The organism is Vallitalea guaymasensis (assembly GCF_018141425.1).
GTDB classification, from domain to species: Bacteria; Bacillota; Clostridia; order Lachnospirales; family Vallitaleaceae; genus Vallitalea; species Vallitalea guaymasensis.
The window spans coordinates 4,896,286-4,914,717 of record NZ_CP058561.1; the positions used below are offsets into that span (position 1 = coordinate 4,896,286).

12 protein-coding genes and 1 pseudogene are annotated in these 18,432 nt (G+C 30.6%); 8 read left to right on the forward strand and 5 right to left on the reverse strand.

Going from position 1 to position 18,432, the window contains the following annotated elements:
* Positions 1 to 53: 53 nt before the first annotated feature.
* Entirely contained in the window at positions 54 to 1,139 is a 1,086-nt protein-coding gene (locus HYG85_RS21095; RefSeq protein WP_212691329.1) for a response regulator transcription factor, read from the reverse strand.
* A gap of 191 nt (positions 1,140 to 1,330) precedes the next feature.
* Here HYG85_RS21095 and HYG85_RS21100 point away from each other — a divergent pair, with 191 nt between their 5' ends.
* Positions 1,331 to 2,116: an SDR family NAD(P)-dependent oxidoreductase gene (locus HYG85_RS21100; RefSeq protein WP_113675409.1), complete on the forward strand. Its 786-nt coding sequence runs from the start codon at positions 1,331 to 1,333 to the stop codon at positions 2,114 to 2,116.
* 228 nt (positions 2,117 to 2,344) lie between these two features.
* A complete protein-coding gene (locus HYG85_RS21105) occupies positions 2,345 to 3,052 on the forward strand; it encodes an HAD family hydrolase (RefSeq protein WP_212691330.1) in 708 nt (235 codons plus the stop codon).
* A 68-nt stretch (positions 3,053 to 3,120) separates the two neighbouring features.
* On the opposite strand, the gene nrdJ is transcribed toward HYG85_RS21105, so the two are convergent.
* A complete protein-coding gene (gene nrdJ, locus HYG85_RS21110) occupies positions 3,121 to 5,478 on the reverse strand; it encodes a ribonucleoside-triphosphate reductase, adenosylcobalamin-dependent (protein ID WP_212691331.1) in 2,358 nt (785 codons plus the stop codon).
* Between the two features lie 392 nt (positions 5,479 to 5,870).
* Here nrdJ and HYG85_RS21115 point away from each other — a divergent pair, with 392 nt between their 5' ends.
* The 3 genes from HYG85_RS21115 (at position 5,871) to abc-f (ending at position 8,666) form a co-directional block, all read left to right on the forward strand.
* On the forward strand, positions 5,871 to 6,395 hold the full coding sequence (locus HYG85_RS21115) for a hypothetical protein (protein WP_212691332.1): 525 nt from the start codon (positions 5,871 to 5,873) through the stop codon (positions 6,393 to 6,395).
* Positions 6,396 to 6,489: 94 nt separating this feature from the next.
* Positions 6,490 to 6,636 carry a hypothetical protein gene (locus HYG85_RS21120; protein ID WP_193774736.1) on the forward strand — a complete coding sequence of 49 codons (147 nt, stop codon included), beginning with the start codon at positions 6,490 to 6,492 and terminating at the stop codon, positions 6,634 to 6,636.
* Between the two features lie 101 nt (positions 6,637 to 6,737).
* Complete coding sequence (abc-f, locus tag HYG85_RS21125) at positions 6,738 to 8,666, forward strand: ribosomal protection-like ABC-F family protein (protein ID WP_212691333.1); 1,929 nt, start codon at positions 6,738 to 6,740, stop codon at positions 8,664 to 8,666.
* A 377-nt stretch (positions 8,667 to 9,043) separates the two neighbouring features.
* On the opposite strand, the pseudogene HYG85_RS21130 reads toward abc-f, so the two are convergent.
* Both HYG85_RS21130 and HYG85_RS21135 read right to left on the reverse strand, forming a co-directional pair.
* A pseudogene (locus HYG85_RS21130) lies at positions 9,044 to 9,719 on the reverse strand (transposase).
* Between the two features lie 242 nt (positions 9,720 to 9,961).
* Entirely contained in the window at positions 9,962 to 11,731 is a 1,770-nt protein-coding gene (locus HYG85_RS21135) for a hypothetical protein (RefSeq protein ID WP_212691334.1), read from the reverse strand.
* 689 nt (positions 11,732 to 12,420) lie between these two features.
* On the opposite strand from HYG85_RS21135, the gene HYG85_RS21140 reads away from it, so the two are divergent.
* From HYG85_RS21140 to HYG85_RS21150, 3 genes are read left to right on the forward strand one after another with little or no spacing between them, the layout of a single operon-like run.
* Positions 12,421 to 13,929 carry an ABC transporter permease gene (locus HYG85_RS21140; protein WP_244971352.1) on the forward strand — a complete coding sequence of 503 codons (1,509 nt, stop codon included), beginning with the start codon at positions 12,421 to 12,423 and terminating at the stop codon, positions 13,927 to 13,929.
* A 13-nt stretch (positions 13,930 to 13,942) separates the two neighbouring features.
* Positions 13,943 to 14,617, forward strand: coding sequence for an ABC transporter ATP-binding protein (locus tag HYG85_RS21145; RefSeq protein WP_113675403.1), 675 nt, complete (start codon positions 13,943 to 13,945; stop codon positions 14,615 to 14,617).
* A gap of 3 nt (positions 14,618 to 14,620) precedes the next feature.
* The gene (locus tag HYG85_RS21150; protein ID WP_212691336.1) at positions 14,621 to 17,017 is read left to right on the forward strand and encodes a PASTA domain-containing protein; all 2,397 of its coding nucleotides are present in this window, start codon (positions 14,621 to 14,623) and stop codon (positions 17,015 to 17,017) included.
* A gap of 39 nt (positions 17,018 to 17,056) precedes the next feature.
* Here HYG85_RS21150 and HYG85_RS21155 read toward each other — a convergent pair whose 3' ends face one another.
* On the reverse strand, positions 17,057 to 18,418 hold the full coding sequence (locus HYG85_RS21155) for an aminotransferase class V-fold PLP-dependent enzyme (protein ID WP_212691337.1): 1,362 nt from the start codon (positions 18,416 to 18,418) through the stop codon (positions 17,057 to 17,059).
* Positions 18,419 to 18,432: the final 14 nt, after the last annotated feature.

Sequence of the window (18,432 nt, forward strand, 5' to 3'; positions counted from 1 at the left end):
AAAATCTATATGATAAATCTCTAACTTAGGGATTTATCATATATTTAGATTACTTAAGAATTCAATTTATATAATAAAGCTGTTCTATTGTTAACATCCATTTTAGCATATATATTCTGGATGTGAGTTCGTATTGTATGGCTGCTCAAAAACAACTGATCAGCAATCTCAGTATTTGTTAACCCCTTTAATAAAAGATTGATGATTTCTAATTCCCTTTTTGTAAGTTTATAGTTAATCAGTTTTTTCTCGTGGATTTTTTCTGGTTGTTCATCTTCTGTTATATAGATTGTATACATTGTTTCAATAGTATGATATGTACTGCTTACAATGAATGGATATATTTTGAATGTATATGAATCTATGTTGATTTCATTATTGTTATTTTTATGATAATCAGAAGTAAGTAAATCAACAATTTTATTAATGTATTCATTCTTAGTGGGCGAGAAATAATTTCTGTTTTCTGAGATGATTTTACAATATTCTTTAGCTGTATCATTTGTATATATATGTGAAAATTGATAATTTAATATCATTAATCCAGTGGGTATGACAGAGTATGAGCTTTTAAATATGTTAGCCTCTTGATTGGATTCAAATTCTTTTAGATACATATTTAATGATTGGGTTATTATTTCATTTATCTTGCTTAATAAACAATACTCATAAGTTGTAACATCATTTTGTCCGTCTTGCTTTAAAATTGCAATTACACCTAATTGTCTATTATTATAATTAAGAGGTAATACAATCTGATTATCCCAATCATAATATCTTAAAAAATCATTGTAATATTCGCTCTGAGTGAAATTATAGGAGGACATCAAATCTTTAACAGTAATAACTTTGTTATGATATAAGTTATTATTAAGGCTACTGGAATAAGCTTTATGAAAAATATCTTTATAAAAATAATGTTTTATGTAAGAATTCATTGCTTTCTCAACGGTTTTTGTTGATATGGGATTACATAAATTGATATCATTCCTATCTAGATCATAAAAGAAAAAATTCATATTATCATAATTAAAAAGTTCAGATATCATATTTAAAGTTTTTTGTCTAAAATCATAATCTATGTTCTGAATTTCTAAGGTAAAATCTAATAATTTATTCAAGTCATTTTTATTAAGCATATATTATCACCTTTTTTTATCTATAATGTCATTTTTAAAGCTTACTTACAAAATACGTAAAAAATACTAGATGATTTAATTAAGTTTACGTATTCTTTTTAATACTAATAATGAGATAATAATATCATAAAACAAAAAACAAATAAAGAATAACTAAATACTTTACATAATGGGAAAGGAGATATAAGTATATGCTAGAGATGAATTTAACAAAAAAAGTAGCAATCGTAACAGGAGGTGCAGGTGGACTAGGAAAGGCAATCGCTTTAAAATTAGCTGAGGCAGGTGCTGTAGTCGCTGTATCTGATATTAATCTGGAAGGTGCAAAAGAAACAGTTGATGAGATAAAAGCAATGGGTCAAGCTAGTATAGCAGTGAAAACTGATATTACAAAATCTGCTGAAGTATCTTCATTGGTAGAAACTACAATCAAAGAATTTGGTAATTTACATATCATGATTAATGCTGCAGGGATGGGAATTATAAAACCAGTTAGTGATTTTGCAGATAATGAAATTGATAAAATTCTGGATTTGAATTTAAAAGGAACTATTTATGGTACAAGGGAAGCCTTAAAACATATGATACCTAATAAAGAGGGTAAGATAATAAATATATCATCAATTGCAGCAAAGAATGCGTCTCCAGGTACTTCTATGTATGCAGCTACAAAAAGTGGAGTCATTGCTTTTAGTAAGGCTGTTGCAAGAGAAGTTGCACATGATAATATTAATATCAATGTTATTTGTCCTGGAATAATTAAAACACCAATGTGGATTGCACAATTGAAAACTATGGCAGATAGTGTAGAAGAACAAAATAAGATATTTGATAGCTATATTGAAAGAGAGATTCCTCTAAATAGACCACAAGAGCCAGAAGACATAGCAAATATAATTGTGTATCTATGCTCTGAGCAAGGTAAGAATATTACAGCACAAGATATTAATGTTGATGGTGGTTCTATAGTATTCTAACTTGAATATTTAATAAGTAGAATTATTAGCACAAATTAAATAGATAAGTAAGAGTATCTTTACAACATGATATAAAAATGTATTTTAAGATATTATTTTTGAAATCCCGTAAATTATTATTGATTTATTGGGATTTTTTTTATATCATTGATATAAACTATCTTTATTATTGATTAAGGATTATAGATTACCTAAAAAATCTAAATATAATTTGTAAGGAGTACAAGAATGAATACATTTCTATTTGATTTAGATGGTACATTATTACCATTAGAAGAACAAAAATTCGTTAAGACATATTTTGATGAAATGCACAAAGTATTTGAGGATATGATTGATAAAGAAATGTTTGTAAAATATGTATGGACTGCAACTGATGTCATGAGAAAAAACGAAGAGAATAAGACTAACATGGAAATATTTATGAATAAGTTTGAAGAATTAGTTGGTGATGAAATTGATGAATATAAGAATAGATTTGACGATTTTTATGATAGGGGCTTTTTAGAGATTGAAAAAGCAGTATCAAAAAATGATTATTCTGTTAAATGTATCAATATGCTTAGAGATAAAGGGTATACTGTTGTTCTAGCTACTAATCCTTTATTCCCACTAAAGGCAATTCACCACAGAATTAATTGGGCTGGACTCAAAGAGACAGATTTTCATCATATAACATCTTACGAGACTAGTCATTTTTGTAAACCCTGTGTAAATTATTATGAAGAGATCTTGAGCTGTATAAATAAAAAACCTGAAGAATGTATAATGGTTGGAAATGATGTACAGGAAGATTTGGTTGCAGGGGAATTAGGTTTAGAAACATTTTTGTTAGAAAATCATATAATCAATAGAGATGAAGCAGATATCAACTGTACCTATAGAGGTAAATATGAGGATTTGTACAGATTTGTAGAGAATCTGCCAGCCATATAGATGAGTAAATAAAAGGGCTGTCTCTCTATACATTTGTGTAGGGGGACAGCCTGATTATATTGTATATATTATCTTATTGGACAAACTCCGTTGTCACAACTGGAGTCACCAATGTCAAAATCAATCTCTTCTTTTTCATATTTGCTTATAAGACTAGGTAAGAAAGGTCTTAATTTAGCAGCTCTTTCATTATACTCTTCCTCTTCTATAGCTTCATAAGGCAATAGTTTGTAGAAGTTGTCATCTAGTGACAAGAAAGATAATGCTACAGTACTATCCCAGTTTTTCCATACCCATTCTTCAACTTCATCCCATTCATGATCTCTTACATGTACTGTTATAGAACAGTTATGATCTACATAGTTCTCCATAAATAGTTGATAGTTCTCTAATTGTTGAATTGCAGTAACGTCATATTTGGTAACTCCTCTTGGAGCTTTTACAGGAAATTCTATTACCTTGGTAGTGCAGGACTTAGAATCTTGACCAACTTCTGGGAAAATAGGGTATTCTAATTCTTCACATACTTTTACTAACGGATCATCACTATTTATTCTAATTCTTCTGATATAATATGGAGAATGTGAGTAGTGAACTCCACTGGATACAGATGGCAATTGACTTAGAGTTCCTTCAGGTTTCACCGTTGTTACTAGTAGAGGTTCGTTTTCGCCTATTTCACCAGCATATTCATTGGCAGATGTTTTGGCGATTTCTCTTAATTCTTTAAGTAATTTTCCCTGTTCTTTTGTAGTAAGTCCAACTGCATTAACCATATCTTGCCATCCGGTCAAGGAACAGCCTAATAGTTTATCTCTTTTATGAATGTAGTTCCATCTAGGAATCTCCAATTCTGTACAAGTCATCCTGTATCCAGCTCTTGCTGATAATTTTTGTGCTTCATATAGACCATCATAGTCTAAAGTATCATCTTTGTTTATAAAAGAGAATACATTGACGGTGGTTAGATTACATAAACCTTTTGAATCAAGTAAAATCTCACCGCAAGGATTGACACCGTTCATATTGGGTCTTCTTTTCTTACCAGCAGCTTCATTAACCCATCCAGGTTCTCCAGAATAACGCATTTGCTCTAATTGCCAATGTAATTGTTCTCTAGAGGGTTTTTCTCTATAATAGATTGAATTATTACTCATCTGACGGTGAATGATATCTTCATCAACAATCCATTGACCATCAATTTGTTTATAGAGATTGTTTTTTGCTTCAATAGCTTCTTTGTCATCTGGGTCTACAAGTACGATCTCAGCAGTTCTTCTAACACCACCTACAACTACATTTTCGCCAATGATATTAGCTATATCAAGGCAATCAATTGGAAGAAGTTTAGTATAATCTTCACCGTTCAATACACCACGTTTTTTAATTATGTTAGTAGCTTTTATAAACATGTTTTTTAAGCTGGAGTGACCGCTGGCTGTACCACCGAAGGTCTTAAGTTTCTCACCTTTTGGTCTCACGTGATTATAATTAATTATTATGGTATTTATTTTACGGTATTCGTTACTATATAGTACTTTTAGATAAAAATCTATTGCTTGAACCCATCCTTCTTTGCTATCACCTATAATGATTTTAGCAGTATTGTTATGGCTGAATTCTAAACTTGTATTATCTTCTCGAAGATGTATTGGAGTAGGGGTATAATCTTCATGAATAATATCAAATTTAGTTCTGATCTTTGGTAACTTAGCAATATCATCTTTTAATATTCTAATACCTACTCCAGAGCCTATCATTAACAGGTAGAACAAATCCTTGAAGGCATCAAAGTCATCAATAATTGTAAATGAACAATTATAATTGGACATAGGATAATTCTTAGCAACATCAGTATTACCTACCCAAAAAGTACGTCCTGATAAGAATTGTCTTAGATTAAAGATATTATCATATAATTTTTCTGCTTCAGCTTTTGTAGTAGGGACTAGACTGCAATTGTATTCTACAGCTCGTCTTACGGTTTCCCACCAATATTCACGTCTCTTCTCTTCAGGAAGCCACCTGGAATATGTTCTATAATAAACAAAAGAGCCTAATTGTTTCATTGGGTTTGGACGATGCTTGTAGCGACTGACAAATTCTTCTGACAGTATCCTCCCATCAGTACGCTTGCTTCTTTTATCTCTTGTCTTATCTCTTTCGTATCTATAGAGTATGTATCTTTTTGCAGCATCCTTTCTAGGAGAGTCCATTAAGGATTCTTCAACCAAGTCTTGTATTATTTCAACTGATACAGGATTATTGTATGTATGTAATTTTTCTTCTGCTTTTTTAGCGATAGTTTCAGCTAATACATTATCAACACTTGCCTTAGTTTCTGACATTGATAATAATATAGCTGTAATAATTTTATTGACATCAAAGTCAGCGATGGAGCCATTTCTTTTCAGTACTTTTATCATTATTATTCATTCCTTTCGTCTTTTTATCTTAACACTTTTATAGTTAAGCATTTTATAGCTGTATTAAATTGTTACTAAGCTTTTATGTATATTATTTCTATTAAGCATGAGCATTAACCATATTAATAAATTAAAAATTATATATATAATCTATTCAGCTTAACACACCAACAGTATCTTGAACACATTATGTTGTGGTTGGTAGCTTTATAATATACAATATATTGTATCAGCAATAGAAATATGTGTCAATTAAAAAATGTTTATATATGGAATTTATTCCGAAAACATTTGTTAAGTCATGGACATTACTTTGATTATCGGATAAACTAATAAGATATATGTTAAAAAGATACATAATAAAAATATATAAGTAACCAGGGAGAATTAAGATGAGTTTTTTATATGGCGATATATGTACATGGTGCTCAATCATATTAATTATTGCATTAGTTATATTGAGCATAACAAAAAAGATGCAAAAGATGAAAATTACTGTAAATATTATTTTATTTATTTACGGTTTGCTAGGTTCTTTTACTTTACCAAGCTATCTCATGGTTAGACTTGGTAGATCACATAGAGTAGATAAAGATTTCATAAAGTGGGCTTCTGTAAAATTTTATGACTATTCTTTGATATTAGCAGCTATAACACTCATTATATTGGCTCTTGCTATAGTGATATTTATTTTTAGTAAAAAGGTGATTTCAGGTAATCTGAAACTTATCATGGTATTTGGACAAATATCTTTAATTGTAATAGCTTTTCTTCTAGGATTGAATACAATAAATAAGAAATTTGATCTTGCAATCTTTTTATTGAATATGAGCTATTTCAATGCCTTAGTATTATTTGGAATTAACATATTTGATAATTTGACTAGAAGACTATCTTATGATAAAATAAATAACTGATAAGCAGTATTATTATATTTGTAGAATCTATTAAGAAAAGAAAGATTTAATGTTAGAAATACAAGCTTATAATTAAGAAAAGGTGTGTTAAAAAATGACTCAATCAACTGATTTATGGATGGTATTTAAAAGAAATATAACAGCAATTTTAGATGGTCCTACTACAAGTGCGTCCATTTTTAAATATCCATTATACAATAAGTTAGTTGAAGGATGTATATATGAGAATACTGATACCTAGATAAGGTAAGCAAGTATAGCATATATAGATATGATTGTTTATTTATCCTAGACTAATGTCTAGGATTTTTTGCGTTTAAAAATAAATTAGAATTGAAAGGTATGATTACAATGATAGAATTGGGGATTAATAATTTATCAAAGAGTTTTGGAGCTAATAAAATATTTGAAAATGTTGGTTTTGATATAAAAACAGGAGAAATAGTTGGATTGATTGGCAGGAATGGAACAGGTAAGACAACCATAATGAAAATTCTTATGGGGCATGAAGATTATGAAGGTGAAGTTTTCTATCGTAAGGGCGTCACTCTAGGATATCTTGACCAAATACCTGTCTTTGAAGAAGATTATAGTGTTAAGGAAGTACTTTATCTTGCATTTAAAGATGTATATGATATCAAAAAGAAGATGATGAAGATTGAACATTCATTGACTGATGGGGATAATGATATTGATAGACTCATGAAGGAATATGGTCAGCTTCAAGAAAGATTCGAGCTTCTAGGAGGATATGACATTGATGAGAAAATGAGTAAGGTAACAATCGGTCTTCAGATATCTGACTCCATACAGAAGATGAAGTTTGCTAATCTAAGCGGTGGTGAAAAATCTAAGATCATGCTTGGTAAGATATTATTGGAAAAACCTGAGCTGTTGCTTCTTGACGAGCCCTCCAATCATCTTGATCTAAAATCAATTGAATGGTTGGAAGAGTATTTAAAAGAGTATAAAGGTTCAGTATTGATAATATCTCATGATAGATATTTTTTGGATAGAGTCGTTAATAAAATAGTTGAATTAGACTACAATGGTGCTTCAATATATCATGGTAACTACACATATTATCTAATGGAAAAAGAAAGACGGTTTATTGAAGCATACAATAGATATAAGGAAAACCAGAAGAAAATCAGTAAGATGGAAGAGCAGATTAAAAGGTATCGTATCTGGGGAAAAATGCGTGACAGCGATAAGATGTATGTCAGAGCAAAAGAACTGGAAAAAAGACTTGCTAAGATGGATAAATTGGATAAACCTGTTCTTGAGAAAACTAAAATTAAATTGTCTAGTAAAGGATTTGATAGAACAGGAAAAGAAGTTTTGATATTGAAAAATGTTGAAAAGAGTTTTGAAAGCAGAACACTGTTCTCAGGTCTTGACCTAACATTGTTCTATCAAGATAGTTTAGCCATACTTGGTGATAACGGGACTGGTAAATCCACATTGATAAAGATTGTCATGGAAGTATTGGAAAGTGATAAAGGTAGTATAAAATACGGGTCAAACATAAATATTGGATATCTGCCTCAAGAGGTTAATTTTGAAGATGAAAATATATCTATACTTGAAGCTTTTCAATATAAGTATAACATCACAATAGGTGAGGCAAGAACAGAATTGGCTAAGGTATTATTTATTAAAGATGACGTATTCAAGAAAATAAGTATTTTATCTGGAGGAGAAAAAAGCAGATTGAAATTATGTATGCTCATGTACGAAAAAGTTAATTTCATGATATTAGACGAACCAACGAATCATTTGGATATTGATTCAAGGGAAATACTAGAAGAGACTTTACTTGAGTTCAAGGGTACTATATTATTTGTATCCCATGACCGTTATTTTATTAATAAAATAGCTACTAAAATAGGGGAAATAGAAAATAAGAAGTTAGAATTCTATAATGGAGATTATGAATATTATAAAAATGAATTACTGAAAAAAGCTGATAGTATTGTCCCTAAAAGGGAACAAACAAATAGAAGTAGTAATAAAAATTATAATCGTAAAAGAGTAGATGATAATGAGAAGATAATAAAAAGAAAGAAGAAACAATTAGAAGCAATAGAAATGGAGATTGAATTGGTAGAAACATCTATTGATGAGTTAGACAAAGAGATGTTAATTAATAGTACAGATGCAGGTAAACTCAATGAAATATCCATGGAACAAAATGATAAGAAAGAAGCACTAAGTAAACTATTAGAAGAATGGGAAATTATCAGTGAATATATTGATAGTTTAAGGTAGGTGCTGTAAAAAAAATGGGCTGTTCATATACCAATGTCATAGGATAAAACTTATTGGTATGTAAGTCTAAGTAGTCAAAGGTGGAGTTATATTGTATCCTTCATATTTTAGTGCCTAAATAAAAAGCGTTAAATTCATGAAAAAGGAATTCAAAAGCGGTAGTGTCACACTAAGTGTGTAAAAATCCATCCTAGCTATGTACGGCTGGGGTGGTTATTTTTACATTTATTAATAATATTCCCATAATTTAGCTGTATTATGACAATACTATAATAGTATCATTTTTGGGTCCCATCAGCACTTACTTAATGCATGTAAAATTTACGAAGTAAAGGTGGAGATTTATACTACCTTTACTTCGTAAAAGTGAACGGTAGTTAGCCAATGTAAGGTGTTATGCGTTCATTATATAAAATTGTTAATTGATTGAGTATTTTATCCCAACCTCGATACCTTTGTGTCCATTTTTTTGTAGCTTTATCTGTAGCTAAAAAAAGCATTTTTTGTAAGGATGTATCTGTTGGAAAAATACATTTGCTCTTTGTTACTTTACGATATTGTCTATTAAGAGAAGATAATTGATTAAGAATGTTTAACCAGAATTTAGAACTTTTGTTTTCACCTATCCAGATACCTAATACATCCTTCATACCATCTAGGTTAACACCAATGATCACATAAGCCTTGCCATTCGTTAATTGTTGGTATTAGCTTATCCGTTATTCTACTTACCATATCTGAAATATCTTTTTTCCGTTTAGGAACGATCTTAGGCTCAAAATCAGCATTTCGACCTCTTGGCACATCAATATCAATTTCACCTAGAGAAGAATGAACTTTCTTTTGAGAATAACCATTTCGATAGTTGGATTTAGGTTGGTCATGATCGTAACGTTCGTAGCCTAGAGTTTCATCCATCTCGTTTTCAAGCATTTCTTGAATAACATCCCTAAACATATTTTTTAGAGCACCCATAATATCTTGTGGAGTTTTGATATCATTGTTTTCAATTATTGATTGTGCTTGTTCTTTAGTAATAAGGTTATTTGCCATAATAAAATCTCCTTCCTGGCATTTTTATTTAGATTTTAGCCAGGTTGGAGATATTTTACACACTTTTTAGGACATTCTCCATTTCTTTGGATAGAGAGCCACCTTCTAATAGTAAGCCATCATATGAATCATATTCTCAAACTTTTATTTTCTATTTTTATTTATAGCGAAACCTCCTTAAAATCATACATTTAAGGGGCTTCGCCACATTTTTTTAGTAATTTGTCAAGAATTTAAATATTCTATTTTATATAGTTGTTAAAAGTATCTTCGTTTATTTCTTCACCTGAAAAGGCTAAGTATTGTTCAGAATATGTTGAATATTCTATGGTTTCTACTTCAGAATAGATCATTAAATCACAAATTATGTAAAAGCGCTGACCTGTAGCAGTTTCAATTTTTTCTTTGACTTCAAAAGCCTCATCAATTTCTTCTTTTACCCAATCCGCTTGTTGGAAAAAGTCGATTATTTTTTCTTTAGTATCAAAATAAGGAACTAGACCTAAGCCTTGTAACAATTCATCTATATTAGATGCTCTTTTAGTTTGATTAGCTTCATCAGTTATTCCTATATATTTTTTTGCTTCGCCAGTTTCGATTTTTATTAATCGTCCTTCTAGAAATTCTTCATAAGCTGAAGAGTATCCTTCACCTTTTAGATCTTCTCCATTTTTTAAACGATTTACATAATCATTGAAAGCTTCTTTTTGATATCCTTCATTCCAGTTAGTAACTATATAGTCATAGTTAGAAGACCCTTTTGTAATGGAGTTATAATCATCTTGAGGAATCCAACTTCCATCTATATTGACTTCAGCTCGGTAATGTAGAGCGGTTTCTCCCATAACTAGTCGTACTGCTTCATATGGATAATCTATAATAGATAATCCTTTTTTAGTAATCCAGTTAGTGAAGTGTTCAAATTCTTTTAATGATAGGCCTTTAGAAGTAGCTTCGTAAAAAGAATTATTAGATACATCACTCGGTTTTACAGTGGTATTGGTAATTCTTACGTTTAACCCATAATAATCGGCGATAGCAGCATAAATAGTTGCGTAGTGATAGCATATACCGTAGTATTTATTACCATCTTTCATATTAGATAGCATATCCATTACAGTATAGGTTTTAGGAAAAGCATAATTCCAACGCATAGAATAAGAAACGTCTGGATAATTTTCAGTACTCGAAGCATAGATCATGTTATTTATTTGCCATTGCTTTATAGCATCAGCAATTTCAGTCTCAGAACCAGTAAATCCATTAGCACCTAAGAGCTTAATATCTTCAGTAGTTAATTTGGAAACAGGGCTATTTACAGCATGAATATTAGTGATTGAATTAGTATCTTCTGTAGTTATTCCAATTTCATTTGCTAATTTAACATCTATAGCCCCTGTATCAATTAACTGATCTGCTAAAGTGTCACTATTATCTTTTATAGATTGTTTTAGGGCATCATAAGATAGTTTAGCCACGTGATCTCTTAAAAAAGTAGAATTATATAATTCTTGATAAAGATTATTATCAATTAATCCAATTTCTAAACTCTTATCAACTGCTGTAGCCCAAGTAAAATCCTTATTGATTACATATCCCAAAGCAGTTAAAGTGAAAGTTAAATAGGATTTTCCTTGCATAAGTAGAGTTGATCCATATTCTGTTGATGAAACACCTCTAGTTAAACCATGATGCCATAGATATCCTACATAAGGATCACCCCAAGTAGGAACATCTTTAAATGGATGGGAATATTTTTGAGTTAAAGCTTCATCATTTCCACCTAATAGTCTTACGAAAAGAATTCCACCTTCTAATCTGGTGGGAGCTCTATCAAGTTCAAATCCTTGATTGGTACCTACAAATACATTGATTTTTTTTAGAAGTTGGGCTTGATTTTCATATTGAGTGTTTACTACTGCAAATGAAGGAAATGTCAATATGAGATTTAGTGCATTAATAAAAAGAAATAAAAAAATAAATATTTTCTTAGATACAAGTTTTCTAGTCATGGTAATGAACCTCCTATTTTTTTAAATTCCTTTGTCTAAATTGCTTACCTAAATTCCATGTTAAATAGTTACAAAAAAAGATAATTCTTTTTGTGAAAAATAGTATGTTTATCTATATTTTATCATTTCCGACATTATTTTACAATGTTTCAATGATAAAAAATAGGAGTTGCTGTCTCATTAAATACACTCTCGGCAGAAATCACTTTTCATCCGTAATTCTTTTTAAAGTTAGTGTCTACGGTTATATTCTATCCCACAACGTAAATGATATAGCTCCGCTTATTTGTCATAACTCTCTTTTATGCTTCTCTCTAAAAATCTTTTGAATTTGCATCTTGACATATTACCAGATAGCTTAAAATCATATATTTAAGGGGCTTTGCCACATTTTTTTGTTTTTAGTAATTTGTCAAGGGTTATAAAACTTTACAGAAAAAAAGATAGCCTTATACTATTTCAAGTATAAAATTCTCCTTAAATACCTTACCTAAATGACATTGGTTAATATACAGTCTTATTTTTTTGCAATAATCTATGGGTATAATCTATTTTTATGGTTAATGACTTATACTACTAAAATGAAAATCTTCACATAATTTCACATAATTAATACATATTATCACCAATATTTATTGGTAGAATTAACCTACTAAATTTGTTAAGGGAGGTTTTCGCAAGTGTATTTTATGAAAAGAGCCTTAAAATACATAAAAAACAAGAAAGGAAAAACTTTGTTGTTAGGTATTATCTTCTTGATAATAGCCAATTTCGTTCTAGCAGGTTTACTGGTCTATAATGCTACAGTAAAAGCCCAAGAACAGACGAGAGAAAGTATTGGTGCAGAAGTAAAATATATTATTGATAATGAAAGAATTATTGGAGATTCATCAAAAGGAGTACTCAATAAAGAAGATTCATCAATACTTAAAGCCAGTTTCATGGGTGGAATTGTTACTTCAGAGAAGTTGACAGAGAAAGGTGGTCCTACTTACACTAATATTATGAAAGTAGTTGATTCAGAGTATGTGGACAGCTATGATATATCAATATCTTTTGAGGCTGATAGCCAACAACTAGAAGCTTATACCCAAGATACTGGGGGAGCTAATACTTCTAATCATATTTTTGATATTAAGCTATTCAGTGCTGTAGAACCAACTGATTTTAGTAATGGTAATGCAGAACTTGTGGAAGGTGAATTTCCATCCATAGATAAAATCACTTCTGGTGAGAATGTTGTACTTGTTGAAGAAACAGTAGCTTCCAACAATAATTTGAAAATAGGTGATACAATAACTACTACTGTTTCTGTGCTGGATTATGAAGATGTAGAGTTGGAATTAAAAATTGTTGGAATATATAAAACTAATGAAGAAGTGGAGCAAAGACTAATTGGTAGAGGAGGAGCTTCATTATTACCTCAAAACCGTTTATATGTTCCTTTTAATATCCTCAAATCCATAGGTCTGTCAGATGAAGAGTTAGATAATCTATTGATTACATCTAATGTTATCAATCTAAAAGATCCTCTATATACTGACGATTATAAATTAGAAGCAGAGAACAAAATAAAATTCAATTATGGTAAATTAGATGCTAATGATGCTTTATACAACAGCTTGATGGGACCTATTGAAAAATTAGGTGTAATTGCAAAAATCATGGTCATCATTATTGCTGTTGCCGGTGCTGCCATAATAGGGTTAATTACTGCGCTTACAGTAAATGAACGTAAAGAAGAAATAGGTATCATGTTAGCTGTAGGCGAAAGTAAAATAAAAATAGTGGTGCAGTTTGTTATAGAAGTAACAATAATAGCAATAATAGCATTTTTACTATCTTCATTTACCGGTTCTGTCATTGGAGAAGAAATAAGTTCAGCAGTATTAGAAAGTGACATCATCGGCGACTCTAGTAATGATAAAGGTTTCATGATGAAACCAGGAAGTCAAATAAGTATAGTTTCTGATAAATCTCCAAAAATGAAAGATGGTCAATTTAACATAAGCTCTGATAGGATGCAAAAAAATGATAAGCTTTCATTAGAAAATAATAAAGTAGATATAAACTTTGATATAACCGCTTTAGTACAATTGTTTGGCTTAGGTTTACTTATGTCCATAATAAGTACCATAATACCGTCGCTATATGTTATGCGATTCAATCCAAAACAGATTTTAATCAATAGGACTTAAAGGAGATGAGAGAATGTCCATATTAAGATTAGAAAATATATCTTATGGATATATAGATGGTAATAATAAAAGAATGATTCTAAATAATCTTGATTATACTTTTGAAAGAGGAAAATTTTATTCTATACTAGGACCATCAGGAAGCGGGAAAACAACTTTACTGGCGATTGCAGGTGGATTAGAGAAAGCACAAGAAGGAAATGTCTATTTTGAAGGCAAAAATGTCAATGATATAGGACTTGGAAAATACAGAAGAAATAATCTATCTTTTGTATTCCAACAGTTCAATCTTATTCCATATCTTACAGCTGTTGAAAATGTAGTCAATGTAATGGAAATAACCAATAATCAGGTTCCAAAACCTCATTATACCACTGCGCTGAATTTACTTGACCAATTTGGCATAGTTAAGACAAAAGCTGAAAGAAGTATCTATAAGCTATCTGGTGGAGAACAACAACGTGTTGCAATAGCCAGAGGTCTTGCAACTAATGTTGACTTAATAATGGCTGATGAACCTACTGGTAATCTGGATACTGCTACGGAACAAGAGATAATCAAGATATTGAGGATGTTAGCAAAAGAATATAATAAATGTGTTATTGTTGTTACTCATTCTGATAGTATAGCAGGTCTTAGTGATATTCAGTTAAAGTTAGTAGAAGGTAAGCTTACTGAAAGGATGTAGCACATGGATAGTAATAAAAACAAGGATATATTCAAAGACGGATTCAATTTCAATCTAGATGAAGAAAAGAAACCAGAAACTAATGAAGAGGTTCATAATAAAGAAATTCATGAGGAAGAAATAGATAATGAAGCTAAGATAGACAATGATACTATAAAAGAAGTAGTTAATATTGAAGACGATAAAAGTAAAAGCAATTTTCTATCTAATCTTAACGAGACTAAGAATGCTAGTTTTGAACAAGAACAATTTACATACCAGAAAACAAGTAATTATAAGAAGTGGATTATCCAAATAATAATACTAGCAATTGCTGTAATAAGTATATATTTCATAGTAAACAGAAAAACAATTTTGATAGATTTTTCTAATATGCTCTATGAAGATGCAGTAGCATGGGCTAATGATAGAAACATTATACTTACTTATGAAGAAGAATACAGCAATGAAATACAAGAAGATTATATTATATCCCAGAATATAGAACCAGGAGAAAAGATAGGGAAAGATTCAACTGTAAAATTATCCATTTCAAAAGGGAAAGATCCTTATGAAAAGATTGTAGTTCCAGATTTTGATACTAGCTGGTCCAAAACAAGTATTGAAAATTGGGTAGAGCAGAATGGTATTATTAATTATAAATTCAATAATATTGAAAGTGAAGATGTGCCATCTAATTATCTGATATCATATGAGTTGATAGGTGCTACCAATGACACCTTCGTCAGGAGTTCGGAAGTAGAATTTGCTATTAGTTATACAGAGACCTTTGATACAGTAGTCGTGCCGGATTTTATTAATGAAACTATGATTGATGTAGATATATGGGCAAAAAATAATGATATTGAATATACTTATACATACGAGAAAAGTTCCTTATATGATGAAGATATTATAATCAATCAAAGTGTTAAGTCTGGAGAAGAGATGGATGTTAATGAGGTATTTTCATTTGTCATATCAACTGGAGATGAAAATGATACAATAATAATGGAAAATTTCTTGAACAGAACTATTATTGATGCTGACATATGGGCTAAAAATAATCGGATAAGATATACTTATTCTTTCGAATATAGCGATATATATCCAGAAGATAGCATTTCATACCAAAGCATAAAAGCGGATGAGGAAATAAAAGAAGGATATACAGTAAGTTTCATCGTTTCAAAAGGTACTGAAGATGAAGAGGAAGAAACCATAGTTATGGATAATTTCCTTAATAGGGCATTACTTGATGTAGATATATGGGCTAAGAGCAATGGAATAGACTATAATTATACTTATGAATATAATTCCATTTATGAAAAGGATAAAATAATGTATCAGAGTATTCCTGATGGAGATGAATTAGTAGGTGATGAGGTACTGAATTTTATCGTTTCTAAAGGGGAAGAGATAGTTGTTCCAGATTTCAGTGAATTAACGGTAACTGAAGCAGAAGAATATGATGATGATTCAATAGAAGTTAAAGTCATAGAGAAATATGTTAAGGGCACTAGAGAAGGAGAATTCTTATCTCAATCAATCGGGGCAGAAGAAGTAGTTGAAGAAGGAATGGAGATAAGGGTAGAATATTCTCTAGGAGATAGAATAACTGTACCTAGCTTCATAGATGAATTGAAGCAGGAGCTAGAAGAATGGATTGAAGAAGCTAATGATAATGGGGCAAATATTGATTTGATTGTTAATGAACAAGCAGGTACAGGATTAGAATATGGAAAGATAATAACCCAAAATATTTATAATGATGATATAGACCTGTCTTCTGATATAGAAATTACAATATCATCAGGATTAACAGTTCCATCCTTTATGAATATGAGTAAGAGCGAAGCAAATAACTATTCACAAACAAGTGACCTTAATGTAGAGGTTGTAGAAATGTATCAACAGGGAACTAGTGCAGGAAAATTCCTTTCACAATCAATTGAAACAGGAACTAAAGTCAATAAAGGCACGTATGTCACAGTTTATTATTCTTTGGGAGATACCTTGAACATACCTAAATTTGTTGATAGACCAGTTACTGAACTGCAACAATGGGTTGATGAACAAAATAGTAAAGGTGCTCAGTTAACAATAACCAAAACTGAATTACATATTCAAGACCTAGATTATGGATTGATTTTTTCTCAAAATATATATAATCAGACTAATGCAGATTTGGATACTGATATTGAGGTTGTAGTTTCTCTAGGAGAACTATATAGTGTGATTGATTTCTCGGAATACTCAGTTAGTGAAATAGAAGATATTGCTGAAGAGAATGACTTGACAATCATTTTTGAAACTGTTGAAGATTCATTATATAGCAGTGGCAAGGTTATTAGTCAAGAGCCAGAAAGTGGAGAATTAATTAGTAAGAAAGATTTTATTAAAATTAGAGTTGCTGAATAATACTATAGAGGAGCCTCATGGGTTCCTCTATTCTATATTTTAATATCTCGCAGAACTGGAAATTTTATGATGTTTAGAAGGGTATTTTTTTAAGTAATATGATTTGTTTTTTACTATTTTTTCTAGGAGTTCTATCAATATGTCAACTTCTGAATAATCATTATACAGACCGAAGCTTATTCTAACCATCCCAGGACGTGGATAACGGGGATTTCTTTTCAGTTCATTGATATCATTTTTGGTTAGGTACAATAATTTTTGTACATAAGGCTGAGCACAGAAACAACCGCTTCTTACGCTTATACCTGCTTCTTTTGATAAAATATTAGCTACCACAGAATGATGCAGTCCTTTTATATTGAAAGTAATTATACCTATTCTATTGTCACAATCATTTTCATTACCATATATGATAATGTCTTTAATTCTGTTTAATTTATTTAATGTATATTCAGTCAGGTTCAATTCCATGTTTTCTATGTTGTGCATACCTAACTTATTCATTTCCATTAATGAAGCATTCAGAGCAACTACTCCCATGATATTAGGGGTTCCTGCTTCCTCTTTATATGGTACATCATCCCACATAACACTTTTTGGTGTAACTATTTTTACAGTCCCACCACCAACTTGGGTAGGTGAACCATACTTGAAAACATTCTTAGGACCTATAAGGACACCTGTACCAAAAGGTGCATATATTTTATGACCAGAGAAAACCAGATAGTCAATATGGTCATTTGAATAAGATGGTTTCATGTCTATAGGTGAATGAGGAATAAGCTGTGCGCCGTCAATAAGGATTTTGGCTCCGTACCTATGTGCCAGCTTTGCAAATGCATGAATATCAGTTTTGTATCCAGTAACATTAGAAGCACCAGAAATGGTTACTAACCTAACTTTACCATTATACTTTTTTAGCTTTTGTTCACAGTCTTCTAGAGATAGATTTCCTTTATTGTCCAAATTAATATAGTCCATGTTGAAATTTTTTCTCCATGGCAGATCATTGGAATGATGTTCCATGAATGAGGATAATATTATCCCATTATGAATGACTTGTGATAATTTATTGGAAACTTTATTAATCGCTTCAGTAGTATTCTTAACAAATATGACTGTAGAATAGTCCCTATCCATGTTAACAAAATCAGCTACAGTTTTTCTTGTAGCATCGTATATCTCTGATGATAGATTAGATTTATAGCCGGTTCCACGATGTATAGATGAATACCATGGGGCAAAATCATTTACCGCTTTCATAACAGATGTCAATGGTGGTGTAGTTGCAGCATTATCAAAGTTAATTTCTTTGGTGTATTTACCGTTAGATAAAGGAATTGATACGTCAGTACCTACTACAAGATATTTATAATTTGGTTGAGAAGAGTAGTAATGCATAAAAATCCACCTCA